The sequence below is a fragment of the Dyella sp. GSA-30 genome (genome assembly GCF_027924605.1).
Classification (GTDB): domain Bacteria; phylum Pseudomonadota; class Gammaproteobacteria; order Xanthomonadales; family Rhodanobacteraceae; genus GSA-30.
Genome location: NZ_AP027042.1, coordinates 2,481,822 through 2,506,412, shown reverse-complemented (window position 1 = coordinate 2,506,412; position 24,591 = coordinate 2,481,822). Strand labels below are relative to the sequence as shown.

The 24,591-nt window shown below is 62.9% G+C and carries 18 protein-coding genes; 6 read left to right on the top strand and 12 right to left on the bottom strand.

What is annotated here, in order from left to right; translation table 11 throughout:
- Positions 1-42: 42 nt before the first annotated feature.
- From QMG46_RS11070 to QMG46_RS11060, 3 genes are read right to left on the bottom strand one after another with little or no spacing between them, the layout of a single operon-like run.
- Positions 43-1,530, bottom strand: a complete 1,488-nt coding sequence (locus QMG46_RS11070) for an OprO/OprP family phosphate-selective porin (RefSeq protein ID WP_281852568.1) — start codon at positions 1,528-1,530, stop codon at positions 43-45.
- 47 nt (positions 1,531-1,577) lie between these two features.
- Positions 1,578-2,591 carry an alpha/beta hydrolase gene (locus QMG46_RS11065; protein ID WP_281852567.1) on the bottom strand — a complete coding sequence of 338 codons (1,014 nt, stop codon included), beginning with the start codon at positions 2,589-2,591 and terminating at the stop codon, positions 1,578-1,580.
- Positions 2,588-3,934, bottom strand: coding sequence for a dicarboxylate/amino acid:cation symporter (locus QMG46_RS11060; RefSeq protein ID WP_281852566.1), 1,347 nt, complete (start codon positions 3,932-3,934; stop codon positions 2,588-2,590). The genes QMG46_RS11065 and QMG46_RS11060 overlap by 4 nt, the downstream gene beginning before the upstream one ends.
- 177 nt (positions 3,935-4,111) lie before the next feature.
- Here QMG46_RS11060 and QMG46_RS11055 point away from each other — a divergent pair, with 177 nt between their 5' ends.
- A complete protein-coding gene (locus QMG46_RS11055; RefSeq protein ID WP_281852565.1) occupies positions 4,112-6,751 on the top strand; it encodes a hybrid sensor histidine kinase/response regulator in 2,640 nt (879 codons plus the stop codon).
- 168 nt (positions 6,752-6,919) lie between these two features.
- Here QMG46_RS11055 and QMG46_RS11050 read toward each other — a convergent pair whose 3' ends face one another.
- From QMG46_RS11050 to QMG46_RS11040, 3 genes are all read right to left on the bottom strand, one after another.
- Positions 6,920-7,564, bottom strand: a complete 645-nt coding sequence (locus QMG46_RS11050) for a response regulator (RefSeq protein WP_281852564.1) — start codon at positions 7,562-7,564, stop codon at positions 6,920-6,922.
- Between the two features lie 249 nt (positions 7,565-7,813).
- The gene (locus QMG46_RS11045) at positions 7,814-8,800 is read right to left on the bottom strand and encodes a malate dehydrogenase (protein WP_281852563.1); all 987 of its coding nucleotides are present in this window, start codon (positions 8,798-8,800) and stop codon (positions 7,814-7,816) included.
- Positions 8,801-8,871: 71 nt separating this feature from the next.
- Positions 8,872-10,071 (bottom strand): pyridoxal phosphate-dependent aminotransferase, encoded by a 1,200-nt coding sequence (locus QMG46_RS11040; protein WP_281852562.1) that lies wholly within the window; start codon positions 10,069-10,071, stop codon positions 8,872-8,874.
- Positions 10,072-10,233: 162 nt separating this feature from the next.
- On the opposite strand from QMG46_RS11040, the gene QMG46_RS11035 reads away from it, so the two are divergent.
- Together QMG46_RS11035 and QMG46_RS11030 are read left to right on the top strand one after the other, a co-directional pair.
- Positions 10,234-10,494: a GlsB/YeaQ/YmgE family stress response membrane protein gene (locus QMG46_RS11035; RefSeq protein WP_281852561.1), complete on the top strand. Its 261-nt coding sequence runs from the start codon at positions 10,234-10,236 to the stop codon at positions 10,492-10,494.
- Positions 10,495-10,650: 156 nt separating this feature from the next.
- A complete protein-coding gene (locus QMG46_RS11030; RefSeq protein ID WP_281852560.1) occupies positions 10,651-10,905 on the top strand; it encodes a GlsB/YeaQ/YmgE family stress response membrane protein in 255 nt (84 codons plus the stop codon).
- 69 nt (positions 10,906-10,974) lie between these two features.
- Here QMG46_RS11030 and QMG46_RS11025 read toward each other — a convergent pair whose 3' ends face one another.
- The 3 genes from QMG46_RS11025 to QMG46_RS11015 all read right to left on the bottom strand — a co-directional run bounded on the left by QMG46_RS11025 (position 10,975) and on the right by QMG46_RS11015 (position 13,896).
- Positions 10,975-11,406 (bottom strand): YidB family protein, encoded by a 432-nt coding sequence (locus QMG46_RS11025; protein WP_281852559.1) that lies wholly within the window; start codon positions 11,404-11,406, stop codon positions 10,975-10,977.
- Between the two features lie 136 nt (positions 11,407-11,542).
- Positions 11,543-12,052 (bottom strand): peptidylprolyl isomerase, encoded by a 510-nt coding sequence (locus QMG46_RS11020; protein WP_281852558.1) that lies wholly within the window; start codon positions 12,050-12,052, stop codon positions 11,543-11,545.
- A gap of 89 nt (positions 12,053-12,141) precedes the next feature.
- Positions 12,142-13,896 carry a 3-hydroxybutyrate oligomer hydrolase family protein gene (locus QMG46_RS11015; protein ID WP_281852557.1) on the bottom strand — a complete coding sequence of 585 codons (1,755 nt, stop codon included), beginning with the start codon at positions 13,894-13,896 and terminating at the stop codon, positions 12,142-12,144.
- Positions 13,897-14,088: 192 nt separating this feature from the next.
- Here QMG46_RS11015 and QMG46_RS11010 point away from each other — a divergent pair, with 192 nt between their 5' ends.
- A complete protein-coding gene (locus QMG46_RS11010; RefSeq protein ID WP_281852870.1) occupies positions 14,089-14,745 on the top strand; it encodes a response regulator transcription factor in 657 nt (218 codons plus the stop codon).
- A gap of 118 nt (positions 14,746-14,863) precedes the next feature.
- Here the strand turns inward: QMG46_RS11010 and QMG46_RS11005 are convergent, their stop codons facing one another.
- From QMG46_RS11005 to QMG46_RS10995, 3 genes are all read right to left on the bottom strand, one after another.
- The gene (locus tag QMG46_RS11005; protein ID WP_281852556.1) at positions 14,864-18,166 is read right to left on the bottom strand and encodes a PAS-domain containing protein; all 3,303 of its coding nucleotides are present in this window, start codon (positions 18,164-18,166) and stop codon (positions 14,864-14,866) included.
- A gap of 475 nt (positions 18,167-18,641) precedes the next feature.
- On the bottom strand, positions 18,642-19,652 hold the full coding sequence (locus tag QMG46_RS11000; protein ID WP_281852555.1) for an extracellular catalytic domain type 2 short-chain-length polyhydroxyalkanoate depolymerase: 1,011 nt from the start codon (positions 19,650-19,652) through the stop codon (positions 18,642-18,644).
- A 69-nt stretch (positions 19,653-19,721) separates the two neighbouring features.
- Positions 19,722-21,941 carry a TonB-dependent receptor gene (locus QMG46_RS10995; RefSeq protein ID WP_281852554.1) on the bottom strand — a complete coding sequence of 740 codons (2,220 nt, stop codon included), beginning with the start codon at positions 21,939-21,941 and terminating at the stop codon, positions 19,722-19,724.
- Positions 21,942-22,098: 157 nt separating this feature from the next.
- Between QMG46_RS10995 and QMG46_RS10990 the strand changes: the two genes are divergently transcribed.
- Both QMG46_RS10990 and QMG46_RS10985 read left to right on the top strand, forming a co-directional pair.
- On the top strand, positions 22,099-23,496 hold the full coding sequence (locus tag QMG46_RS10990; RefSeq protein ID WP_281852553.1) for a GntP family permease: 1,398 nt from the start codon (positions 22,099-22,101) through the stop codon (positions 23,494-23,496).
- Between the two features lie 142 nt (positions 23,497-23,638).
- Entirely contained in the window at positions 23,639-24,343 is a 705-nt protein-coding gene (locus tag QMG46_RS10985) for an alpha/beta hydrolase family protein (RefSeq protein ID WP_281852552.1), read from the top strand.
- The last annotated feature ends 248 nt before the right edge of the window (positions 24,344-24,591 follow it).

Sequence of the window (24,591 nt, the reverse complement as noted above, 5' to 3'; positions counted from 1 at the left end):
ATTCGATAAGGCGGCCCGTCATACGGGCCGCCGTGCGATCGACTAGAACACCACCTGCGTACGAATGCCAAACGAATTGCCCCAGTCCGGCCCCTGGAAGCTGCCCACCTTGTTGTCGGTGTGCCAGCGGATGTAATTGAACATCAGGCGCGACCAGTCGTTGAGATACCAGTTGACGCCAAGGGTGTAACCCTGGCCCAGACCGCCGCGCGGTGCATCGGTGTAGTCGTAGTGATCGACGCGTGCCGCAAGCTCCCAGGCACCCCAACCGCCCGATGTCACCGGATCGTTGACCTTCACCGCGCCCCAGCTGCCCGAGCGGCTGGTGAACCCGGGTTTCTCGCCGGTGATCATCCAGCCCGCCGCAAACGACGAGCCGTGGCGCGATACCGAATCGGTGGTATGCGAATCGATGGTGCGCTTGCCGTATTCGCCGATCGCCCAGAAGCCGCGATAGACACCACCCAGTTCGTAACCCGAACCGTGATCCTGCGACGGGTTGGCGATCGAGCTGGCCGATACGGCGAGGTTGGCGTTGTAGTCGAGCGCGATCGCCGGCGTGTTGTTGATGCTGGCGACACCACTGCTGATGCTCTCGTACCAGTACCACGCGCCGACATGCACAAAGCCGTCGCTGCCCTTGATCGGATTCCAGTGCGCGCGCGTCAGATACGCCACCGAATCGGAACTGGTGCCGGTGGTCGAACTCGACGGCGAGTTGCCGGTGACCGACAAGCTGTAGTGCCAATTGTCGCCATACACTTTCATCTGCGCGCCCAGGCCAAAGAAGCTGTTGACCGGCTCGCCCACCGTCACCGCGGCATTGCGCAGCATGAACGGCGTACGCGCCTGTTCGCTCGAACCTTCCGTGCCCAGATCCTTGAGGAAGTTACCGACGTAGAACTTGCTGCGCAAACCCCAGAGCTGTGTTTCATAGCTCATGTAGGCCTGGCGCAATGAGACCTTGTTGCCGGCGAAATCGGCTTCGACGTGATAACCCAGCGGACCGATCGTGCCTTCGCCACCCAAGCGCGCCTGACTGATCTGCGAGCCATTGATATTGCGCGTGTCGTACGACGAACCACGCGTGCTGGTGAAGTCCACCAACAAGCGACCATCGGGTTTGAAAGTAAAGAAGCCATCGTCGCTACTGAACACCGGCCCGGCTTCACCGCCCCTGCCCCAACTGGCATTGCCACCACCGGAACCGCCGCCATTGCCGCCCTGCGCCTGCACCAGCGCCAGCTCGCTGGCGCGGGATTCGGCAATCGCCGCCTGCACCTGTGCCTGCGTGGCCACCGTCTGCGTTGTGGCATTCGCGGGCGGTGTCGTGACCACCTGCGGCGCATCGTGCTCGTGCGCTTCGACGGCGGCCAAGCGCTTCTTCAGATCGTTGATTTCGGCGGCCTGCTGTTTGACCAGCTTCAGCAGATCGTTATTGCTTACCTGCTCGGCATGCAGCGGCACCAAAGCGCCCAACAGAACCGACGCGGAGCCTGCCATCAGCAGGCGGCGAGAGACGTGTTTCATATGGAAATACCCCCAACCCCTAAAGAAAAGTGCGCAATGCGTGGGACTCAGTCGTCGCCTTCGGGCAAGGCCCGCCTGGCCGCTTTCGGCTTGCTGGGTGCGACCACCGCCGGCTCGCCGTTGGATGGCAACCAACCGTGCGAACGGATCCAGTCGGCAAACAGCCGTGGCCATGCCGCCACCAGCGTGCCGGGCGTGCCCAGGCCCCAGCCATGTCCGCCGTTCTCGAATACATGCAGTTCCGACGGCACGTTCTGCGCGCGCAAGGCATCGAACATCACCAGACTGTTGCCGATGTTGGCGATTGGGTCGTCCTGGGCCTGCGCCAGGAAGGTCGGCGGCGTGTCATGCGTCACATGCAGTTCGACCGAGTAAGCCTGCACGGCGTCAGGCTGCACGGAGAGCTCACGGAACGAGCGTGTCGTGTCGTAAGGGCTCTTGAGCGAAATCACCGGATAGATCAGACCTGCGAAATCCGGCCGCGACGATTGCTGGTCGGCGGCATCGACCGGGGTATAAAACGTATCGGCAAACCGCGTCGCGGTGATACCCGCGAGATTGCCGCCGGCGGAGAAACCGACAACGCCGATGTGTTTCGGATCCACCCCGTATTCGCCTGCATGTGCACGAAGGACACGCATCGCGCGCTGCGCGTCCTGAAACGGTGCCACCGGCTTCCAGCCATCGGCCGGCAACCGGTAGTAGAGCACCACCGGCGTCACGCCGATCGCGGCCAGCCACTGTGCGGTCGGCATCACCTCGTGACCGATGCCGATGCGGAAATAACCACCGCCGCCGATAAGCAGTATCGCCGTTCCGTTCGGATGCTGCGGACGATAAATCTCGATGCGCGGTCGCGACACATTGGACACCGCACCAACGCCCGTGCCGGTCTGGCCGATACGCTCGGGACCGTGTGCACGGCTGTCGCCAGGCGGCTGCCCTGGCCATAGATCCAGCGACTGCATCGACACACCGGCCGCAACCTGCTGTGCGAATGCCGCCGTGCTGCAAGCCAGTCCGGTCGCAAACACGACCGCTACTGCGCGTAGGAACTTCATGAACGATCTCCGGTATGGACGAGGACAGCCGTGTCGCGGTCATCGATGTCGGCCCTGACATCGCCACTCAAAGTTTGCTGCCAGCGCGTGTTGTCGAACGCGCCTTCCCAGCGCGCGACCACCACGGTTGCCACCGCGTTGCCGATAAAATTGGTGAGCGAACGACACTCGCTCATAAAGCGGTCGACACCCAGAATCAACGCCATGCCGGCCACCGGTACCGATGGCACCATCGCCAGCGTCGCGGCCAGGGTAATAAAGCCCGCGCCGGTGACACCTGCCGCGCCCTTGGAGCTGAGCATCGCCACGGCGAGCACCGTGAGCTGTTCGCTGAGCGAAAGCTCGATATGGGTGGCCTGCGCGATAAACATCACCGCTAGCGTCATGTAGATATTGGTGCCGTCGAGGTTGAACGAATAACCCGTCGGCACCACCAGGCCTACCACCGACTTGCTGCAACCGGCGCGTTCCAGTTTCTCCATCAGCGAAGGCATCGCTGCCTCGGAAGACGATGTGCCGAGCACCAGCAGCAGTTCGTCTTTCAGGTAACGGATCAGCGCGAAAATCGAAAACCCGGCCATTCGCGCCACCGCACCCAGCACCACCAGCACGAAGAACAGCGACGTGCCATAGAAGGTAAGCACCAGCCACGCCAGGTCGACCAGGGAACCGATACCGTAACGGCCGATGGTGAAGGCGATCGCGCCGAACGCACCGATCGGCGCGGCCTTCATCACGATATGCACCAGCTTGAATACCGGCGCTGTCAGCGCTTCGAAGAACGCCGTCACCGGACGCGCACGCTCACCGCAGGTGGCCAGCGCGATGCCGAACAACACGGCGAAGAACAGCACCTGCAAGACATTGCCTGAAACGAAAGCACCCATCACCGTGTGCGGAATGATCTCCATCAGGAAACCCGTCACCGACATGTCGCCGACATGGCTGGCGTAGTTCTTCACTTCGGCCGTATTGAGGCTGGCCGGATCGACCTTCAGACCCGCACCCGGATGTACCAGATGCGCCACCACCAAGCCGAGAATCAGCGCCAGCGTGGAGAAGAACAGGAAATACACCATCGCCTTCAGCACCACGCGACCGACCGCGCCGACGTGAGTCATTCCCGCGATGCCGTTGACCACGGTGAGAAAGATCACCGGGGCAATCACCATGCTGACCAGACGGATGAACGCATCGCCCAGCGGCTTGAGGTTCTTGCCCAGGTCAGGCATGAAATGACCGAGCAAGGCACCGAGCGCGATCGCTGCCAACACCTGCACGTAAAGGTGGCGATAGAACGGACGGCGCTCGGTGAGACTGGGCGCGCTGGTCGGAATCTGCATGACTACCCTCGCATGGCCGCGACCCGCGCGACATGCGACGGGCCTGGATGCTGGCAGGCTTTGTAGCTCAGCGGGGCGTCATTCCGAATAACACATTAGGGTTAGTCGGCAGGGCGTTGTGCGAGCATAGCCCTGCCCGGCCGGTCGCCGGATGCCCATGGAGCCCAGGTTTTTACGATGATCCGCGATCGCCGCCGCCTGCGTCTGGTTCAGCTGAGCCTGCTGCTGATCGCGGTCGTCGCCAGCGTGGGGCTTGCCGGCTGGTGGGCCTACCATCGGGCGCTGGACGAGCTGTCTCTGCAAGCGGACGAACAACTGCAGCTACGCGCACAGGCTCTGCAACGGCTGGTGGACCGCTACCGTGTGCTGCCGGACGTATTGGCCTTGGACCCGGAGCTGCGCCAGGCGCTTTCCGGCCCTTCCGCCGATATCGATTCCGAGGCGCTGGACCGCAAGCTGGAGCAGGCCAACGGCGCAACGCATACCTCGACCCTGACCCTGATCGACCGCCATGGCGTGGCGGTCGCCGCCAACAACTGGCGCGAGCCCTCCAGTAACGTGGGGCTCGATTACGCTTTTCGGCCTTATTTCCAGCTCGCCATGGCGCAGGACCAGGGCACGTTCTACGCCGTCGGCGTGTCGACCAATGTCGCCGGTTATTTCATTGCTCGCGCCCTGCACGACGAACATGGCGCAAGAATCGGCGTGATCGTCGTGAAAATCACGCTCGACGCGCTGGAAAGCGAGTGGGCGCGCAGCGACGATGCCTTGCTTCTGAGCGACGCCCATGGCGTGGTGTTCCTCACGAATCGACCCAGGCTGGCCTATCGCGCGCTGCATCCGCTCGATCAGGCGACGATCGCGCGACTCGCATCGACACGGCAATACGGTAATCAGGATCTCTCTCCCGTACGTTTCCGCGTTGCGCAAACGCTGGCCGACGGCAGCGAGGAAGTAACGCTCGACGATCCTCCCATAACGCATCCCCTGCTCTGGCGCTCCTTGCCGTTGCCCGCGCAAAACTGGACCTTGCATTCGTTGAGCAGCATGCAGCCGGTGCTGACGGCGCGCCGCAACGCCATGCTGGTGACCCTGGGCGGTTGGCTGCCGTTGATCCTGCTTGGGCTGTTTCTGCAGCAGCGTCTGCGGCTTGCCCGCCTTCGCCAGCAGAGCCGCGACGAGCTGGAGCGCATGGTCACGCACTACACCACCGCGTTGCGCTCGGCCGAAGACAGCCTGGTCGATGCCGCGCACCAGGCCGCTCAGGGCCAGCACAGCAGCCTGGAACATCTGCCGCAAGGCGTGAGCGTCGTCGACGCCGATCTGCGCCTGCTGGCCTGGAACAAACGCTACGCACAGATCTTCGGCTTTCCGCCGGAACTCCTGCAGGCCGGTCGACCGATCGAGGACCTGTTCCGCTACAACGCACGGCGCGGCTTGCTGGGGCCGGGCAATATCGAAGATGCGATTCAACGACGCCTCGATTACCTGCGCAGCGGCGGTCCGCATATGTACGAGCGTGAATATCCCGATGGCAGCGTGCTGGAAATTCGCGGCAATCCCCTGCCCGATGGCGGCTTTGTTACCAGCTATGCGGATATCACCGCCTATAAGAGTGCCGCGCGCGACCTGCGTACGCTCACGGCAACACTGGAAAAACGCATCGAAGAAAGCACGCAGGATCTGCGCGCCGCCAAGGCCGAGGCCGAACGCGCCAATCGCTACAAGACCCGTTTCGTCGCCGCGGCGGTACATGACCTGCTGCAACCCTTGAATGCGGCCCGGCTCTTTGCCGGCGCCTTGCATCAACGTCTGCAAGACGCAGCCGAACGTGACCTGCTCGATCGCGTCGAGCAGGCGTTGCATGCGCAGGACGGCTTGCTCACCAGCATGCTGGATATATCGCGCCTGGAAGCGGGTGCTCTCAAGCCGACGATCGCCACGTTTGCCTTATCACCGCTGCTGCAGAGCCTGGCACGTCAATTCGGTATCGTGGCGCAGGCGCGCTCGTTGTCGCTGCGTCTGGTCGATACCAAGGCATGGGTCCACACGGACGCCCTGCTACTGCGCCGCGTCCTGCAGAATTTTCTGTCCAATGCGGTGCACTACACACCGCAAGGGCGCATCTTGCTGGGTTGCCGGCGGCAAGGCGATGCCATACGTATCGAAGTCTGGGATACCGGCATCGGTATTGCCGAAAACAAGCGCCAGACTATTTTTGAAGAGTTTCGTCGTCTCGATAGCGGGATGGATGGCGATGAACGCAGCGCGGGGCTGGGCTTGTCGATTGTCGAACGTATCGCCAACCTGCTGGAGCACCCCGTGCAGCTGCACTCCTGGCCGGGGCATGGCAGTGTGTTTTCGGTGACGGTACCACTGGCAACACAGGCGGCCGAGCCAGTAGTCACTCTTCAGGAAAGCGATGATTCGCCCCTCGTCGGCAGGTATGTCTGGTGTATCGACGATGATCCGCAAGCGCGCGAAGCTACCGCGACGCTGTTGCACAGTTGGGGCTGTGTTGTTTCGCTGGCGGGCGATGCAATCGAAGCGCGCGCATTGGCCGAGCGTGGCGATGCGCCCGACCTGGTGCTTCTCGATTATCAGCTGGGCGATCAGATCGGTCCGGCATTGCTGCCGGAGCTGCGCCAGCTATGGCAGTGCGAACCGCCCATCATCGTGGTGACCGCGCAGCGCGATGACGACACCCGTGCACGCATCGCCGAGGCTGGCCTGCATTTCATGGCCAAGCCCGTGGCGCCATCGCGCTTGCGTGCGTTGATGAGTCGATTGTTGTTGGCGGCATCGCTGAATTCCTGAGAGCAGAAGGCTCGCCTCGCATCGCCTCTTGTGCCCCCTCACCCCAGCCCTCTCCCCCGGCAAAGCCAGGGGAGAGGGGGGGACTGACGCAAGTATCAATATTACGTGCTCTTGCTCCCTCTCCCCTGGCTTTGCCGGGGGAGAGGGCTGGGGTGAGGGGGCTTTCAATCACTCGCCCGCATCATCCACATCAAGCGACTTCACCAGCACAGCCGCCTGCGTACGCGACCGACACTCGAGCTTCGACAACACGGCGGTGACATGAATCTTCACCGTGTTCTCCGCCAACCCCATGGACGCCGCGATCTGCTTGTTGAGCAAACCATCGGCAATCAACATCAGCACGCGAAACTGTTGCGGCGTCAGCTGCGCCAACCGCGCGGCTAACGCCGCATCCTGCTCGCTGCGCTCGGCCCGCGCCGCGTCGAACCAGCTGCCGCCAGCCAGTACCTCACCAACCGCCTGTCCCAATACATCGGCAGGCGCCGCCTTGGAGACAAAGCCGGCTGCACCAAATTGCTGTGCACGCCGCACCGTACGCGGATGGTCGTTGGATGAAATCACGATCACCGGCAAGTCGGGATATTCGCCACGCAACCAGATCAGCGAAGAAAAGCCCATCGCGCCCGGCATGGTCAGATCGAGCAGCACCAGATCGACCGTGGTCTCCGCCGCCAATACGGATTCCAGCGAACTCTGACTGGCCGCCTCGACCACGCGCGCGCCCTCGACCACGGTGCGCAGCGCCTGCGACACCGCGGCGCGGAACATCGGGTGATCGTCGGCAACGACGAGGGTGATCGATTCGGTCATTGGGCTATCAGAGCAGAAGCGCGCTACGGAATCTACGCGCTCCTCCTCACCCGTCATTCCGGCGCAGGCCGGAACCCAGTGGCATTGCATAGGGTTATCGCCTCAACGCATCGCAAAAACCCGTTGCAGTCGCCACTGGGTTCCGGCCTGCGCCGGAATGACGATAGGTTGGGCTTGGGTATCCCCGAAAACAATCATGGCCGCCTCGCGGCGGCCATGACATATCAAGCGAGCTACTAAAACCGCCGATTATTTCTTGGCAAACAGATGCTCGACAGCGGCGCGCTCTTCGCGCAGTTCCTTGTTGGTGGCGTCCATGCGGGCGCGCGAGAAGTCGTTCACCGACAGGCCCTGCACGATCTCGTACTTGCCGTTCTTGATCGTGACCGGGTAGCCGTAGATCACGCCCGGCTCGATGCCGTACGAACCATCCGACGGGATACCCATCGAGACCCAGTCACCATCCTGCGTGCCATGTGCCCAGTCGTGCATATGGTCGATCGCCGCCGACGCAGCCGAGGCGGCCGACGACTGGCCACGTGCCTTGATGATCGCTGCACCGCGCTGCTGCACGGTCGGGATGAAGTCGCTTTCGTACCAGGCCTGCTCGACCAGCTCGAGCGCAGCCTTGCCCTTGACCGTGGTCTGGTGCAGGTCCGGGTACTGGGTGGAGCTGTGGTTGCCCCAGATGGTGACCTTCTTGAGGTCGGTGGTGTGCGCACCGGTCTTCTCGGCCAGCTGCGACAGCGCGCGGTTGTGGTCGAGACGGACCATCGCCGTGAAGCACTTCGGATCCAGGTCCGGAGCGTTCTGCTGGGCGATCAGCGCATTGGTGTTGGCCGGGTTGCCCACGACCAGCACGCGCACATCGCGCTTGGCATGATCGTTCAGTGCCTTGCCCTGCGGGCCGAAGATGGCGCCGTTGGCTTCGAGCAGATCCTTGCGCTCCATGCCCGGACCGCGCGGACGCGCGCCGACCAGCAGAGCGTAATCGACGTCCTTGAAAGCGACGTTGACGTCGTCGGTGGCGACGATGCCGGCCAGCGTCGGGAACGCGCAGTCGTTGAGTTCCATCACCACGCCCTGCAGGGCAGGCAGCGCCGGGGTGATTTCCAGCAGGTGCAGGATCACCGGCTGGTCTTTACCGAGCATGTCGCCGGCGGCGATGCGGAACAACAGGGCGTAACCGATCTGGCCAGCGGCACCGGTGACGGCAACTCGGACGGGGGCTTTCATCGTGGCAACTCCTAAGGGTACTTTGCTTAAAACAAAGCCCGCATTCTTCGCGACGCGGGCCTGGTCGTGGATCAGGTCAACTCGGCAAAAAACTCGGCGATACGCACAAGGCCGGGCTCAAGCTGAGCGGTGGGGCAAGTGTAGGAAATACGCAGCGCGCGCGGCTCGCCGAACGCAGAGCCCGGCACGCAGGCCACGCCCTTGGCTTCGAGCAACGCCGCGCAGAACTGGACGTCGTTTTCGATCAGCGTGCCATTGTGACGCTTGCCGAACGCTACCGAGATATCCGGGAATGCGTAGAACGCACCTTGCGGACGCGGACACACCACACCGGGAATCGCGCGCAGTGCATTGACGACGATGTCGCGCTTGAGCGCGAACTCGGCGCATTTCTGCTGCGGGATATCCTGCGGGCCGGAGAATGCAGCCACCGCGGCAGCGGTGATCACTTCCGGCACGCTGGTGATGTGATTCGAATTGAGCGTCGTTACCGCGCGCGCCACCGATTCGGGCGCCGCGATCATGCCGACGCGCCAACCGGGCATGCCATAGGTCTTGGAGATCGAATCGACGAAGATCAGGCGTTCGCGCAATTCCGGCTTGGCGAACACGAAGTTGTGATAGCCGATGCCGTCGAACACCATCGAGTTGTAGATGTCATCGGTGACGATCCAGGTATCGGGATACTTCGCCAACACGTCGGCCAGCGCGGCGATTTCCTCGCGCGTATAGACCATGCCGGTGGGATTGGACGGGTTGTTGAACAGAAACACTTTCGGCTTGCGTGCCAGCGCCGCGTCGAGCTGCTCGACGGTGAGCTTGTAGTTCTGCTCCGGGCCGCAATGCAACACGTTGATCTTCGCGCCGACGATCTGCGCGATATCGTGATACGTCGTCCAGTAAGGCGCGGCGAAGCAGATTTCGTCGCCTTCGTTCATCAGTGCTTCGGCCAGGTTGTACAGCACCTGCTTGGCACCGATGCCGATCGAAAGATTTTGCCGGCCATAGCCGTGAAAACCCAGCGCTTCGATGTGTTTCAGGAACGCGTCGAGCAGGCTTTCGGCACCGCGGTTGCTGCCGTACTGCCCGCTGTCATGCGCAAGCGCCTCGCGGGCGGCGGCATAAACGTGCTCGCCGGGCAGAAAGTTCGGAACGCCGATCGAAAAGCTGATGATGTCGCGACCGGCCATCTTCAGCTGTTTCGCCTTTTCGGCGATCACCATGATCGCACTGGGCTGGGCACGGCCGACACGCTGGGCAAGCTGGGGCATGGCTTCCTCTGGGGAAATGGGGAGCAGCAAACTCGATGATTTTAGCATGCGGCGCTGCCGCATCGCCCCTGCCACCTGGCCATCGGCTGGAATTAAGGTTGGCCGTGACACCATGCGCCCGCCAATCCGGGCAAGGTCCCCCAACCCGTAAGGAAATGAACCATGATGCATTGGATCATCGTTTTCATTATCGGCTTGATCATCGGTGTCCTGGCCAAGCTGCTGGTACCAGGCCCCGATAGCGGCGGCATCATCGTCACCGCCCTGCTCGGCATCGCCGGGTCGCTGATCGCCACCTATGTGAGCGAGCGCTGGGGCCTGCTGCCCCTGACCGGCTGGAAGCACTTCGTCGGTTCGGTCGGCGGCGCCGTCATATTGCTGCTGATCTACAACGCCATCTTCGCGCGACCGCGGCGGCTGTAGCGCAGGACATTGGGAAGCTGCATAGCGCCCGCGGCCATGACATCATGGCGTCGCCGCCAACCGGCCTGTTCAGGGCACTGGCGGCCCGCCCGCGGGATGCGTGGCGCAGAGCAGTCTCAAGGGGATCCCAATCAACCCGCTTAGAAGGACACGGATATGCATTGGCTTTGGGTAATCATCGTCGGCTTGGTCGTTGGCCTGCTGGCCAAGGCGTTTACGCCGGGCAAGGATCCTGGCGGCTTCATCATTACCGTCCTGCTCGGTATCGCCGGTTCGATCATTTCCACGTTCGTGGGCGAAAAATTAGGACTTTGGGGAGAAACCGGCCTGGTGCATTTTATCGGCTCGATCGTCGGCGCGGTGATCCTGCTGGTGATCTACGGCATGTTCAAGCGCCGCAGCGCTACCTGAAGATCGATCTCCAACCGTTCGACACTGGCGAGGCGCTCGCCCCGCCAGTGCCGTCGGCAAAAGCGTGTATCAGGCGCGGTTGCCCATCAGCTTGCCGGCCAGACCGGCCAAGGCACCCAGATCGAAACCACCACCCGCCGGCTGACCCTGCGGCACCTGGCCATCGGGCGTCAGGTGATCGACAGCATGCGGGAGCACCTGCGAAAGCTGACCCAGCAGTTGGCCCGGATCCACGCCCAGCTTCGCCGCCATCCCTTCGACCGTGGCACCGAGGCCACCGTTGTTCAGCGCCTGACCGAGCTCGGCGCCCGATACCTGCTGATTGCTGCCGGTGCCGACCCAGGACTGCACCGCATCGCCCAGGCCATGCTGTTGAAGCATGCCGATCAGACCCTGCAGGCCACCGGCCTTGTTGATCAGTTCGCCGGCCATGGAGACCAGCGAGCCGCCCCCTGCCTCGTTTCCTTGACCGCCACCGAGCAAATCGTTGAGCAATGACATAGCCGTTCTCCTGACGCAGAAAGAGGGTCCGTTGTAGCTTGGCGATAGTAAACCCACGTGTCCTTCACTGTGGTGACGAAGGCGTGAAAAAGCCGCCGGGTTGCCCCGGCGGCTTCGGGTAATTCAGACGATGCGATCAGGCGCGCTCGTCGAGCACCGCGTTCCATTCCTTCACGCGATCGGCCTGCGCAGCGAGCAATGCGTCGACGTCGCCTTCCACGGTCACTTTCTCGATCGTGTCGCCCTGGCGGATGGCATCGATCACCTTCTGGTCTTCGGCGCCGAGGATTTCGCCGAACACGCTGTGCTTGCCGTCCAGCCACGGGGTGGCGCCGTGGGTGATGAAGAACTGGCTGCCATTGGTACGCGGACCGGCATTGGCCATCGACAGGATGCCCGGCTTGTCGTGACGCAGCGAGGCGTCGAATTCGTCCTCGAAACGATACCCCGGGCCGCCACGGCCGCTACCTTCAGGGCAGCCGCCCTGGATCATGAAATCGGCGATCACGCGATGAAACGACAGGCCGTCGTAATAGCCACGGCGCGCCAGATTGACGAAGCTGGCAACGGTGACGGGGGTCTTGTCGTCATGCAGACGCAGATGGATCGGGCCGCGGTTGGTATCGAGGGTAACGTTAATGGTCATCGAGGCTTCCTGATGTGGGTGGGGCCGTCTTCTGGGGACGGCTTCAGACCGACAAGGATACCCCAGGCAGGGGCTTGTGCCCTATCGCCTCAAGGCAGCCCCAGCGCCTCGCGCTCCAGCGCAGCCTTGCCGCGCGGCTTGCCCTGCGGCGTGGGCGCGTCCGTCGGCCAGGCGACCGCCTCGAACAGGTGCGCCCAAAGGCGATCCAGCGCCCAATAGCCGTAGGGCATCAGGGGCAAATGCCGTTCGCCGAAACCCGGCAGCGCAAGAAAGGCGTCGAAGTGCTGTGCGTGCGGCACCTTCCAATACAAGGGCCGGCGCCCTTGCGCACGCAACCAGTCGACATAGGGCTCGGAGCTGAAAGCGGTCGGCAGCAGGCCGTCGTCCGCACCGTGCACGATCCATATCGGCAAATCGGCACGTGGCAAACGCCCTGCCGTCGCAGCCACGGAAGCATGCAACGTTTTCGCGTCGGTGCCTTGACCCTCCCAAAGCGCACGCAGGCAATCGGCACCGGCCAGACTCGGATCGCTCGATGCGTCCATGCCGCCAAAAAGACCGATGCCGTTGCCAGGCGGAATACCCGCGCCGTCGGACCACCACGCGGCACGCACCGCCGCGCTTGCTGTCGCCGGCTTTCCATCCGCGCCCGGCGCGGCATAGTTGAAACCGCATGGCATCGATGCGGCGCCGCTGCGCATGTACGACGACGCATAACCGGCCGTAATGGCGCGCCACAGATCGAACGCGGTCACGCTGGCGGAAACTTCCATCGCACCATCGACCCAACCGGCCGCGCGCAAATGCTCGTACGCTTGCGCTGCCTGCTTCGCGGGCGTATCGCCGGCGAGCCTGCCCTGCGCGTGCAGACTCGCACAGCGCGCCGTCCATGCCGGCGGCACGTCGCCGTGCGGCGTACGCGCGAAAGGTACGTGCGCAAAGCGCTCGTCGCTCAACGCGCAAGGCAACCAGATCGATGCCTCCGTCGCGTAGTCGTACAACGCACGACCCTGCCCTTCGGCGTGGATATTCGGCTCGAGCGAAACCACACCGGACAACAGGTGCTCATCGTCCAAGCCGGCCGCCTGCAACACTGCACCGCCACCGTTGGAGAGGCCCGTCGCGATGATGCGCGTGTTCTGCGCAGTGAACGGCGCCTGATCCGGATAGGCGCGATCGAGCATGGCCAGACCGAACTTCGCCGCCTGCAGGACATGACGTCCCCAATCCGCTTCGGGGTTATCGCCCGAGTGCAAATGCTTGATGGCGATCGCCGACGAACCGGCTATCGCGGGCGGATCGAATTCCAGCGATTTGCTGCCACGCTGCGCACGCGTGCCGTCGAGTGCGACACCGCTATCGTCGGCATAGTCGAAATAACCTGCGCCGGTACCTTTGTCGGTATAGGCAACAGCGCAACCGTGCGGCAGCCCCCAGGCGCCGGCCAGCGAGATCGCGCCATAGATGCCACGCGATCCGGACGATGCGGTGACGATGAGGCAGCGTCGCTGCGTATCGAAGTTGTCCGGCACCTGCAGCAACACGCGATGCGGTTGCCTGGCACCGGGAATCCACGCGAAGGCCTGGTACTCACGACCAGGCACATCGGGCACGCCGCCATAGACGCTTCCATAACCGCCCAACGGCCCGAGATCGGCAATGCCTTTCCAACTGGCTTGAATCGCGCGACGGCGAAGTTCGACCGGCGTGGGATGTTGCGGATCGGCGAATGGCGCAGGTGCACCGGCAAGCCCCTTGAGGCCCAGGCCCGCACTGAGCAGATCGTCGCCGTTGCGGTGATCGGTCACGCTGATATCGCCACGCACAAAGTCGGCCGCTTTCATGGAACGCTCCGTCGTTCGGGGAGATGACGCGCAGCCGGACACGGCCGCTGCGATCAGAAGGACCAGCCAGGCGCGGGATCGTTTTTTCATCCCGGCACGATAGCAAGCCAATCCGCATGCGCCATCGTACTAAAGTCCAGCATGACGTTTCGAACTCGACGGCGACGCCGCATCCGGCTACCGTCGGCGCCCATGACACGCTTGCTGATTGCCGACGACCATCCGTTGTTTCGTGCTGCGCTGCGCCAGGCAGCGAGCGAAAGCGTGCCCGATTGCAAGGTGCTCGAAGCATTCGATCTCGATAGTGCGCTAAGCGTGCTGGGTACGGAGCCCGACATCGACCTTGTGCTGCTCGACCTGCATATGCCCGGCAGCCAGGGACTTTCCGGACTCGCAGCGTTGCGCGGGCAATATCCCGGTGTCGCGGTGTTGGTGGTGTCCGGCCACGACGATCCGCGCATCGTGCGTCGCGTGCTCAATCATGGCGCGGCGGGTTTTATTCCCAAGAGCGCGAGCCCCGCCGAGATCGGCGAGGCCATTCGCACCGTGCTCGACTGCGGCAGCTGGCTGCCACCGGCATGGGCGCAGACGATCGAATCGCTGCCGTCGGACCCGGCCGATACCGATCTGGCCGCGCGCCTGGCTCGGCTGACCGAACAGCAATATCGCGTACTGGTCCTGCTTGGCGAGGGCTTGCTCAACAAGCAGATCGCCGATCGGCTGTCGATCCAGGAGCGCACCGTCAAGGCGCATGTCACCGCGATCTTCGAGAAGCTCGGCGTGCGCAATCGGACGCAGGCGGGGGTTTTGTTGCAGTCGCTGACGTTGAACGATCCGGCGCGTATTTAGGGCCGGAATCCATTCCTCAGTCGTCGCTTGTTAGATGACTTCCGGCAAGCGGCAATGCTGAGAGTTGGATTCCGGCCTTCGCCGGAATGACGGATAGGGTTGGTTTTCGAGAGTACTTTCAAACCTGCTGAGCCGTCGCCACCCGCTGCAACACCTGCCGCAACGCCAACGGCTTGAGCGGTTTGTACAACACGCCCACGCCACGCTCCAACAAACGCTGCCGCAGTTCGCCATCACGATCGGCGGTAAGAATGATCGTCGGCGTAGCGCTCGCCGCCTCGCCCAGTGCATGCCACACATCCATCCCCGTGCAACCACCATCGAGGTGGTAATCGAAGATGTGCAGGTCGGCAGGCCACGGTGCCTCGCGCGCCTGTTCGATCGTACGCGCCGCATGCACCTGCCAGCCCCAACTGGACAGCAGGGCCGACAGCGCGGAAAGCGCGGCCGGTTCGTTATCCACGACTAGCGCACGTCCGTTGGGCAAAGGTTGCGCGACGACCGTTGTCGCTGCCGGTTGCAGCGACGGCGCCACGCGCAACACTTCCAGATCGAACACGCTACCGCGTCCCGGCCACGAGCGCAGATGCAACGGCGTTCCCAACAAGCCCGCCATGCGCTGCGCAATCGACAACCCCAATCCAAGCCCCTGCCCACCTGCCGTACTACCGCGACGGAATTCGTCGAAGATCACGCGCTGCTCTTCCGGTGCGATACCCGGCCCGGTATCCCACACCTCCAGGCGCAAACGATCGCCACGACGCCGCACACCAAGCAGCACGCGACCGCGTTCGGCATAGCGCAATGCGTTGGACAGAAAATTCTGCAGTACACGACGCAGCAATTGCGGATCGGTATGCACCCAGGCCCGGCTGCCGACGACATCCAGGCGAATGCCACGTTCTTCGGCAAGCACCCGAAATTCAGCCGCCAACGGATCGAGCACTTCGGCTAGCGCAAAACCGCGCGGTTGCGGATGCAAACGTCCCGCTTCCAGACGCGCGATATCGAGCAGCCCCGCCAGCAAACCCTCGGTTGCTGCCAACGCGCCGTTGAGATGACGCACCGTAGTGACTTCACCACCACGCTCGGCCAAGGCATGCGCGAACAATTGCGCCGCATGCAAGGGCTGCATCAGGTCGTGACTGACCGCCGCAAGAAAGCGGCTCTTCGCTTCGTTCGCACGCTGCGCCTCGGCACTCGCCGCGGCCAATTCGCGCGTGCGCTCGCCCACGCGCCATTCAAGCGTCTCGTTCGAACGCAGCAAGGCATCTTCTGCCTGCCGGAACGCAGTGACGTCGGTAAACGTCGCGACGAACCCACCGCCGGGCATCGGATTGCCGCGGATCTCTACCACCGTGCCGTCGGGGAAGCGACGCTCGGATAGATGCCGCGTGCCCGCGCGCATATGCGTCAACCGACGCTGTACGCGGTCTTCAAGCTCGCCCTCGCCGATCATGCCGCGATCGATGTTGTAACGCGTCAGCTCGGCCACCGGGCGTCCGACCTGCAACAGTTCGGGTGGATAGTCGAACAAGCTGGCGTAGCGTCGGTTCCATGCCACCAGGCGCAGCTCGGCATCGACCACGCAGATGCCCTGACTCATGTTTTCCAGCGCGGCCTCAAGTACCCGCTGATTGAAACGCAGATCCTGCGCCGCCTCGCCAACGATGGCCGCCACGGTGTCGATTTCGCCGCCGCGCTGCTGACGCACCACTTCCAGCAAGAGTCGCGCGGATGCCGCACCGATCACCGCCGCCAGTTCGTGTTCGACCAAGGCCACACGATGGCCACCGGCCAGACCATGTGCCGGCGCGTTATCGAATAGATGCTCGACCCGTTCGGCCGGCAGGAAACGCACCGCCAGCGCGTGCAATTGGGAGACATCGATATCGCCGACACTGACCGGCCGCACCACCTGCCCGAACCGCGAGCCGGCCAACACCATCGTCACGGCGATATTCACCGCCAGACTCAACACCACCGCACGGCCCAGGCGACTCCAGTCATCCAGTCCGAGCAAACCATCCGGCGACAACCAACTGATGCCAAACGGGCCGGTGTGCATCCAGACCGCGTCGGTCATGATCGCCGGAAGCAGGATATACAACCAGGCCAACGTTCCCGCCGCCAAGCCCATGGCGACAGCACGCGGCCCCCATTGCGGGCGATACACGGCAGCCAATAGCGCAGGCGCGAGACCTGCCAGGGCGGAAAACGAGATCGCGCCGATATCGGCTAAGGCATCGTTGCGCGCCAATGCGCGGCTATATCCCCAGGCAAGCAGGATCACCACCAGGATCGCCACGCGACGCTGGTTGATCACCTCGCCACGCAGATCGCCCCGCTCGTCGCGTCCCCAACCCGCGCGCACGCGCAAGGGAGCGATGAAGTGATTGACGATCATCAGGCTCAACGCAAGCGTCGCGACCACCACCATGCTGGTCGCCGCGCTCAGACCGCCGAGGAATGCCACCAGTGCCAGGCCGTGCTGTTCGCGCGCCATCGGCAAGGCAAGCACATACAGATCCGAAGGCACGCCGCTTGGACCCAGCCACGCATCGCCCAGGCGCGCCAATGGAAGAATCGGCAACGAGATAAGCAACATGTACAGCGGAAAGAGCCAGCGTGCCGTACGCAGGTGCGACGCATCGCGACACTCCACCACGCCGGCATGAAACTGGTGCGGCAAGGTAAACATCGCCAGTGCACCGAGCAGGATCAGCGCAGGAAAGCCCGAGCTGTCGTGCGGTGGTGGCGCGGCATGCACGAGATTGGCAGGCAACGGCGCAAACAGCAGCGAACCCAAGGCCAGCATCGCGCTCAGCTTGAACAGCGACTCGAACGCCATCGCCAGCACGAGTCCACGGTTATGCGCCATTGCCGAGGCGCGCCGCGTGCCGAACAGCATCGCGAACAACGCCATCAGCAAGGCGACATACAGCGCACTGTCCTGCCACGGTTCGGACTCGGTGATCTGCCCATGGCTGAGCATCGCGTAGCTCATCGCCACCGCTTTGAGCTGCAGCGCGATATACGGAACGATACCGATCACCACCACCGCGGTAACCATGGCCGCCAGGCCGGAATGACGGCCGAGGCGCACCGCGATCAAATCAGCCAAGGAGCCTGCGTTGTAATCGCGCGCCAGCTGCACCAGTCGACGCAGCACGGTAACGGCCAGCAGATACATCAAGATCGCGCCGATAAACGTCGGCGGCAACCACCACCCCGAACGACTCGCCTGCGTTACCGTGCCGTAGAACGTCCACGACGTGCAGTGGATGGCCAGTGACAGTGCGTAGACGATTGCCCAGCGTTTTTCGAAAAGATGCGGGCGGCGCTCGCCGATGAGCGCTACGCCGAAAAGCAGGCCGAGCCAGACGAGTGCTGCAGCGGCGATGACGGTGGAGTTCAGCATCGGGCGCAACCCGAGAGCCAAGAGCGCCCCCTCACCCCAACCCTCTCCCCCGGCGGAGCCAGGGGAGAGGGAGCAAAAAGCGAGGAGCCGCAAAGCTGGAGGCGATGCGAAGCGAGCCTACAGCTCTTGATCTTCGGGCCCCCTCGGGAGCCGAGTGGGGTTGGGACGATAAGGCCCCGATGGGGGCATCGACAGGACGTCGATGCCTTTTCGACAGGACAGGGACGTCCTGTCGAAAAGCCCGGCCCAACCCCACGGTCCGAAGGACGGCGGACGCGGGGTGTCCTTTCTTTGGTTATCTTTCTTTGGACAAGCAAAGAAAGTAACTCGGCGACCGGCAGGTCGGCGAAACACGCCCAAGGCGACTTTCTAGCCTGAGAGCAGAACCACCGCGACAACCCAACACCGAAGTCACTGGGTCCCGGCCTACGCCGGGATGACGAGGTTTGAGTACAGAGAGAAATGCGAACGCGCATCAACGCGGCGCAGCAATCCCCAACTGCTCCACCACATGAATCACCCACCGCGGCTGCACCCCACGCTGAGTATCGTAATCCCCACCCGAATACCCCCACCAATCCCAACACGCCTGCGGATTCAACGGCGCCATGCTTGCGCGTGTCTGAGGATACAGCACCGCCACATCATAGGCGTCCGCCCAGCGATTGAACCCGGCATCCTTCACAAAGGCCTCGCCCACCGCCGCCGCATTCTGCTTGCATCCATGAAACGCCACCAGCAGACCACACGGCTTTCCAGCCGCGCACGACGGCGGCACGTAAAGATAGCCATCGTCGGCCAACAAGGGATCGACATTGTCGACCCGATAGGCGTTCTGGCTGAACGTCTGCAACTGCCCCTTGGCATCACCCACCGCATGCAACGGCTTGCCATACAGCTGCGCAAAGATCTCGCCCGCAGCATCAAAGCCGCAATGCCCCAGATACGGCGAAACCGACTTGTCGCAATCATCGCCGGTAGCCGCAATCGGCAGGTTGTGCGCAAAGGCACGGTTGCCATCATCGACCACCTGCAAACCCTTCAAGCCTGGCACCGTGTCGCGCAGGCGCTGATAGAACTGCGCCCCCGCCTCGGCCACCGACGGCGCCACCAACGCATCGTCCTTGCCATGCAACAGATACGCCTTGCCATGCGCAAGATTTTTCAGCGCGCCGTTATCGCCGGACTGCGCACGCTGAGTCGCCTTGGTCACCAGCGCAGAAACATCCGCCGCTGGCGTCCCCTTCATGCAACTACTCAGCGCCACATCCAGCTTGCCGCCCGCACAGGCATAAGGCCCGCCCGCCACGATCGCCGCGTAAGGAAACACATCCGGATAGGCGATCTGCATCTGTGTTGCCATATAAGCACCGGAAGACAGCCCGGCCACCGCCACGCGGTGCGGATCGAGCTTGAGTTTCGGCAACGGGTCCGCGTGCGCGCCGACAGCGAGCAGGCCAAGGCATAAAGCACCGATCCAACGCATGGCATTCTCCAAAAAAAAGTGCCCTCCCCCTCAGGCTCCAGCCGTCGGGAGAGGGCGGGGAGTTACACTTTAGAACTTATAGCGCGCACTGAGCGTAACCACACGCGGCGCCCCGTAATAGCCCGTCACGATGCCCAGCGCGGCAATGTTGTAGCCGGTGGTGCGATACGCCTTGTTGGCCAGGTTGCTACCCTGCAGGCTCAGCGTCCATGGATCGTTGATCTGCCAGATCACGCCCGCATTCCACAGACCATAGGACGGCTGCAGGATCAGCGGCGACAAGGTCGTCTCGGGATAGACCGACGTCTGGTAGGTGTAATTGATGCGACCAGTAATGCTGCCGCCATTGGCCAGTGGATAGGTGTTCTCCAGCGACAGCCCGCCCGACCATTTCGGCGCATTGGTAAAGCGCTGCGTGTCGGCGATATTCACGCCGCCGCTCAGGAACTGCGTGTACTTGGTATGCAGGTACGCCACGTTGCCGCTGAAGGTCCAGTTTTCCGTTGGCTTCCAGGCGAATTCTTCTTCCAGGCCGTCGATATGGCCCTTGCCGGCATTGGTGAAGTCGCCGAAGAAACCCTGGCTGCCGTTGGGCAAGGTGTACGAGGTAAACACCGACAGCTGGATGTTCGAGTACACGTTGTGGAAGACCGCCGTGTTGGCCATCAGGCGATCGTCGAAGAACGTCATCTTGCTGCCCAACTCGTACGACTGCACCTTCTCGTCCTGGATTGGACGGCACGAGCTGGGAATCGCCACGCAGTTGGCGCGAATGTTGTAACCGCCCGAATGGAAGCCTTCGCTATAGCTGGCGTAGAGATTGATATGATCGCTGGCCGCCCAGCTCAGCGACACCTTGGGCGAGGCGTTGTTGGTGGTATGCGAACCGCTGAAATCGGCCAGCGTAGCGATCGGATTGCTGAAGCTCGCATCGGCATAGCCATAGTTCTGGATGACTGCGCTCTTGGTTTCGCGACTCAGGCGCACGCCCACATCCAGGCTCCACTGCGGGCTGATATCCCAGGTGAAGTCGCCATAGCCCGCATAGCTCTTGGTACCTACGCGTCCGCCGGTGCTGCCGTATTGCGCCAGCCCCAGCAAGCTATAGGGCGGCGAACCCAGGAAGATGTTGTCGATCTGCCCGGCCGCCGAACCCTTGAAGTAGAACAGGCCGAACACGCCATGCAGCGAGCCGCCCGAATCGTAGTTCGCCTGTAACTCCTGGGTGAACTGATGATCGGAGTAGACGGCGCCGACGTCGGCGATCTTTTCCGGCAGCGTATCGAAATCGATATTGGTGTCGGTCGACGATTCGCGGTATGCCGTAATCGATTTGAACGACCAGTCCTGGCTGGCGATCCAGTTCAGGGTCAATGCGGCGCCGCTCATCTCGGTATTGTTGAGTTGGGCCATGCCGCTGCGCGTGTTGTAGTTGCTGTTCAACGGCTGGTAGGTCGGATCCAACGCGTTGACCGTCAGCAGCTTGGCGCCGCGCGGATTGGAATTATCACGCATGCCATCCACCGACAGCTGCGCATTGAATTCGCTGGACGGGAAAAAACCGATGCTGGCACGCGCGGCATTGGTGTTCTTGTTGCCGTTGCGGCTATTGGTGAGCAGGTCCGTGCCGTAGCCATCGTTGTGCTCGCTCGCTACGGCAATACGCCCGCGCCACACGCCATCGGAGGTGGCACCGCCGACATTGGCCTTGATGTCCTTCTCGCCATAGGTGCCTACCGTGGCTTCCACGGAACCAGTGGTCTTGGTCGGCAACGGATTGGACACGTATTTGATCGCGCCACCGATGGTGTTCTTGCCGTACAGGCTGCCTTGCGGGCCGCGCAGCACTTCGATGCGGTTGACGTCGAACACGTCCAGCAAGGTGCCCTGGGGACGCGCCAGATACACGTCGTCCAGATAGATACCGACGCCCGGATCGAAGCCCCAGGTCGGATCGGCCTGGCCGACGCCGCGGATATAGGCGGTCAAGGTGGTGTTGGAGCCGCGCGCTGCATAGACCTGCAGCGACGGCACCTTGCCCTGCAGGTCACCGATGTTCTGCACGTTCTGCTTGTAGAGCGAATCGGCGGTGAAGGCGCTGACGGCAATCGGCACGTCCTGCAGCGTTTCTTCGCGTTTGCGCGCGGTGACTTTGATCTCGCCCAATTGCTTGGCGTCGCTGGTCTTGGCAGCCGTGCCGGCATCGCCGGCCTGTTGCGCGTAAAGCGATGTGCTACCGAGCAGGCCAAACACCAGCCCAACCGCAAGACTCAAATGCGTGCGTTTCATGTCACCCCTCGTCAATGAACGCATCCACTCCCCCGGATGCCGATGCCCGGCAGATTAGGCAGGTGCGAACGGGGCCACACTTGTACCTTGGTACAGTGCCGCCCGCGCCATGGCTTGCGGATACTCGCCGCCCAACGTCCATGGAGGAACTTCGGGCATGGCCTTTCTGATCGTGCTGGCCGGACTGTGTTTTCTGATGTATGCGGCATACCGCGGCTACAGCGTGATCCTGTTCGCGCCGATCGCCGCGTTGGGCGCGGTCCTGCTGACCGACCCGGCGCTGGTCGCGCCGATCTTCACCGGCCTGTTCATGGACAAGATGGTCGGCTTCTTGAAGCTGTACTTTCCGGTATTCATGCTCGGGGCGGTGTTCGGCAAGCTGATCGAGCTATCGGGGTTTTCCAAATCCATCGTCGCTGGCACCATCGGCCTGGTCGGACGCAGCCGCGCGATGCTGTCGATCGTGCTGGTCTGTGCCCTGCTTACCTACGGCGGCGTGTCGCTGTTCGTGGTGGTGTTCGCGGTGTATCCGTTCGCCGCGGAGCTGTTTCGCCAGTCGCAGATCCCCAAGCGCCTGATTCCCGGCACGATCGCACTGGGCGCGTTCACCTTCACCATGGATTCGCTGCCAGGTACGCCGCAGATCCAGAACATCATTCCGTCCGCCTTCTTCGGCACCAATGGCTGGGCTGCGCCGTGGCTGGGCACGCTGGGCTCGGTATTTATCCTGGTGGTTGGCCTGCTTTATCTGGAATCGCGGCGGCGCCGCGCGGCGGCAGCGGGCGAAGGCTATGGCGACAACCTCGTCAACGAACCCGCGCCGTTCGAAGACGGCAAGCTCGCTCACCCATTGGTCGCATTGCTGCCGCTGGTATTGGTCGGCGTTGCCAACAAGCTGCTGACCGATGCGATTCCGAAACTCTATGGCCCGACGCAGTCGTTCGTGCCGGCCGTGGTCGGCAAGGCCGAACCGGTGGTGCAGGACGTCGCCAAGATTGCCGCGATCTGGGCGGTGGAAGGCGCGCTGCTGTTGGGCGTCGTCTGCGTGCTGGCCTTTGCGTGGCGCCCGGTGGCGCGGCGTTTTGCCGAAGGCAGCAAAGCGGCGGTTGCGGGCGCGTTGCTGGCATCGATGAACACCGCTTCCGAGTATGGCTTTGGTGCAGTGATCGCCGCCCTGCCCGGTTTCAAACTGGTGGCCGATGGTCTGCACGCCATCCCCAATCCGCTGGTCAACGAAGCGGTCACCGTGACCGCACTGGCCGGCATCACCGGCTCCGCCTCCGGCGGCATGAGCATCGCGCTGGCGGCAATGGCGCAGACGTTCATTCACAACGCACAGGCGGCCGGCATTCCGATGGAAGTCCTGCACCGCGTCGCGGCGATGGCCTCCGGTGGCATGGACACGCTGCCGCACAACGGCGCGGTCATCACCTTGCTGGCCGTGACCGGACTGACGCATCGGCAGTCGTATCGCGACATCTTCGCGATCACCGTGATCAAGACGCTCGCCGTCTTCGTGGTGATCGCCACGTTCTACCTGACCGGCCTGGTTTAGCGCTTTGTCCCCTCTCCCCTGGCTCTGCCGGGGGAGAGGGTTAGGGTGAGGGGGGCTTTTCGTACTTCGACAACAACCGAGCACCTCCGCACTTCCCGCCCCACCCGGGGCATTCCAGTGAAAGCGTAGGGAGCAACAAGCGATGTCCATCAAGCAACGCGTGCTGGGGCTATTGGCCCTGTTGTTGTTAAGTCCCGTATTGGCTCTGCATGCCACCTGTGTCGACAACGTCGTGCTCGTGCATGGCAACACCGGCAGCCCGGTCGATTTCCAGAACACCGTCGACCTGCTGCTGCAAAACGGCTATACCAGTTCGCAAATTTTCGCGCCCTCCTGGGGCAACTCGCTGTGCGCCGCCTGCAACGACCACAACGGCACCGAAGAAACACCGGTGCGCAATGCGATCACCAGCGCGATCGCCAGCTCCTGCACCGGCCATATCGATGTGATCGGCCATTCGATGGGCGCCACCCTGGCGGCGCTGGAAATCACCAAGCTCAATGTTTCGTCGAAGGTCGACGTGTTCCTGGGCATCGCCGGTGCGTTCCATGGCCTGTATACCTGCGGCATCTATCCGTTCAACGTCGCCACGCTGACCTGCGGCCAGTACGGCCTTTCGATCAGCAGCCCACTGCTCAACGGCCTGGACGGCAAGCATTTCGGGCAGAAGGAGTACACCTTCATTTCCTGGGTCGACGAGATCAACTGCGCCACCGGCACCTGTCTGGTCTATGGCGTCCATACCTCGACTATCGACGGGGAAACGGCCAGCTATGCCTATCCGTATGAGCACTATCAATTGTTGTATGCGACGGCGGCGGATCAGTTGAGTTTGATCCAGCAGTAGGGCAAGAGCGCCCCCTCACCCCAACCCTCTCCCCCGGCGGAGCCAGGGGAGAGGGAGCAGGTTGCGCAAGCACGAGACATTCAAGCACCCTCAGTTGGCCCCCTCTCCCCTGGCTTCGCCGGGGGAGAGGGTTGGGGTGAGGGGGGCTCTAAGCCCTCAGCCTCCCAACGCCTCGACATACGCGTCCCCGCCGCAAATCTGAACAACTCCCCTCCCCCCAGGCAAGTTGTCACATAACCGCGTATAAT

Excerpts from the sequence above, each read along its gene's own strand:
- QMG46_RS11010 (WP_281852870.1), top strand. The coding sequence starts at position 14,089 with ATGACACGCTTGCTGATTGCCGACGACCATCCGTTGTTTCGTGCTGCG.
- QMG46_RS10995 (WP_281852554.1), bottom strand. The coding sequence starts at position 21,941 with ATGAAACGCACGCATTTGAGTCTTGCGGTTGGGCTGGTGTTTGGCCTG.
- QMG46_RS11045 (WP_281852563.1), bottom strand. The coding sequence starts at position 8,800 with ATGAAAGCCCCCGTCCGAGTTGCCGTCACCGGTGCCGCTGGCCAGATC.
- QMG46_RS11015 (WP_281852557.1), bottom strand. The coding sequence starts at position 13,896 with ATGAAAGCGGCCGACTTTGTGCGTGGCGATATCAGCGTGACCGATCAC.
- QMG46_RS11020 (WP_281852558.1), bottom strand. The coding sequence starts at position 12,052 with ATGACCATTAACGTTACCCTCGATACCAACCGCGGCCCGATCCATCTG.
- QMG46_RS10985 (WP_281852552.1), top strand. The coding sequence starts at position 23,639 with ATGTCCATCAAGCAACGCGTGCTGGGGCTATTGGCCCTGTTGTTGTTA.
- QMG46_RS11050 (WP_281852564.1), bottom strand. The coding sequence starts at position 7,564 with ATGACCGAATCGATCACCCTCGTCGTTGCCGACGATCACCCGATGTTC.
- QMG46_RS11035 (WP_281852561.1), top strand. The coding sequence starts at position 10,234 with ATGATGCATTGGATCATCGTTTTCATTATCGGCTTGATCATCGGTGTC.
- QMG46_RS11025 (WP_281852559.1), bottom strand. The coding sequence starts at position 11,406 with ATGTCATTGCTCAACGATTTGCTCGGTGGCGGTCAAGGAAACGAGGCA.
- QMG46_RS11040 (WP_281852562.1), bottom strand. The coding sequence starts at position 10,071 with ATGCCCCAGCTTGCCCAGCGTGTCGGCCGTGCCCAGCCCAGTGCGATC.
- QMG46_RS10990 (WP_281852553.1), top strand. The coding sequence starts at position 22,099 with ATGGCCTTTCTGATCGTGCTGGCCGGACTGTGTTTTCTGATGTATGCG.
- QMG46_RS11005 (WP_281852556.1), bottom strand. The coding sequence starts at position 18,166 with ATGCTGAACTCCACCGTCATCGCCGCTGCAGCACTCGTCTGGCTCGGC.
- QMG46_RS11030 (WP_281852560.1), top strand. The coding sequence starts at position 10,651 with ATGCATTGGCTTTGGGTAATCATCGTCGGCTTGGTCGTTGGCCTGCTG.
- QMG46_RS11055 (WP_281852565.1), top strand. The coding sequence starts at position 4,112 with ATGATCCGCGATCGCCGCCGCCTGCGTCTGGTTCAGCTGAGCCTGCTG.
- QMG46_RS11065 (WP_281852567.1), bottom strand. The coding sequence starts at position 2,591 with ATGAAGTTCCTACGCGCAGTAGCGGTCGTGTTTGCGACCGGACTGGCT.
- QMG46_RS11060 (WP_281852566.1), bottom strand. The coding sequence starts at position 3,934 with ATGCAGATTCCGACCAGCGCGCCCAGTCTCACCGAGCGCCGTCCGTTC.
- QMG46_RS11070 (WP_281852568.1), bottom strand. The coding sequence starts at position 1,530 with ATGAAACACGTCTCTCGCCGCCTGCTGATGGCAGGCTCCGCGTCGGTT.
- QMG46_RS11000 (WP_281852555.1), bottom strand. The coding sequence starts at position 19,652 with ATGCGTTGGATCGGTGCTTTATGCCTTGGCCTGCTCGCTGTCGGCGCG.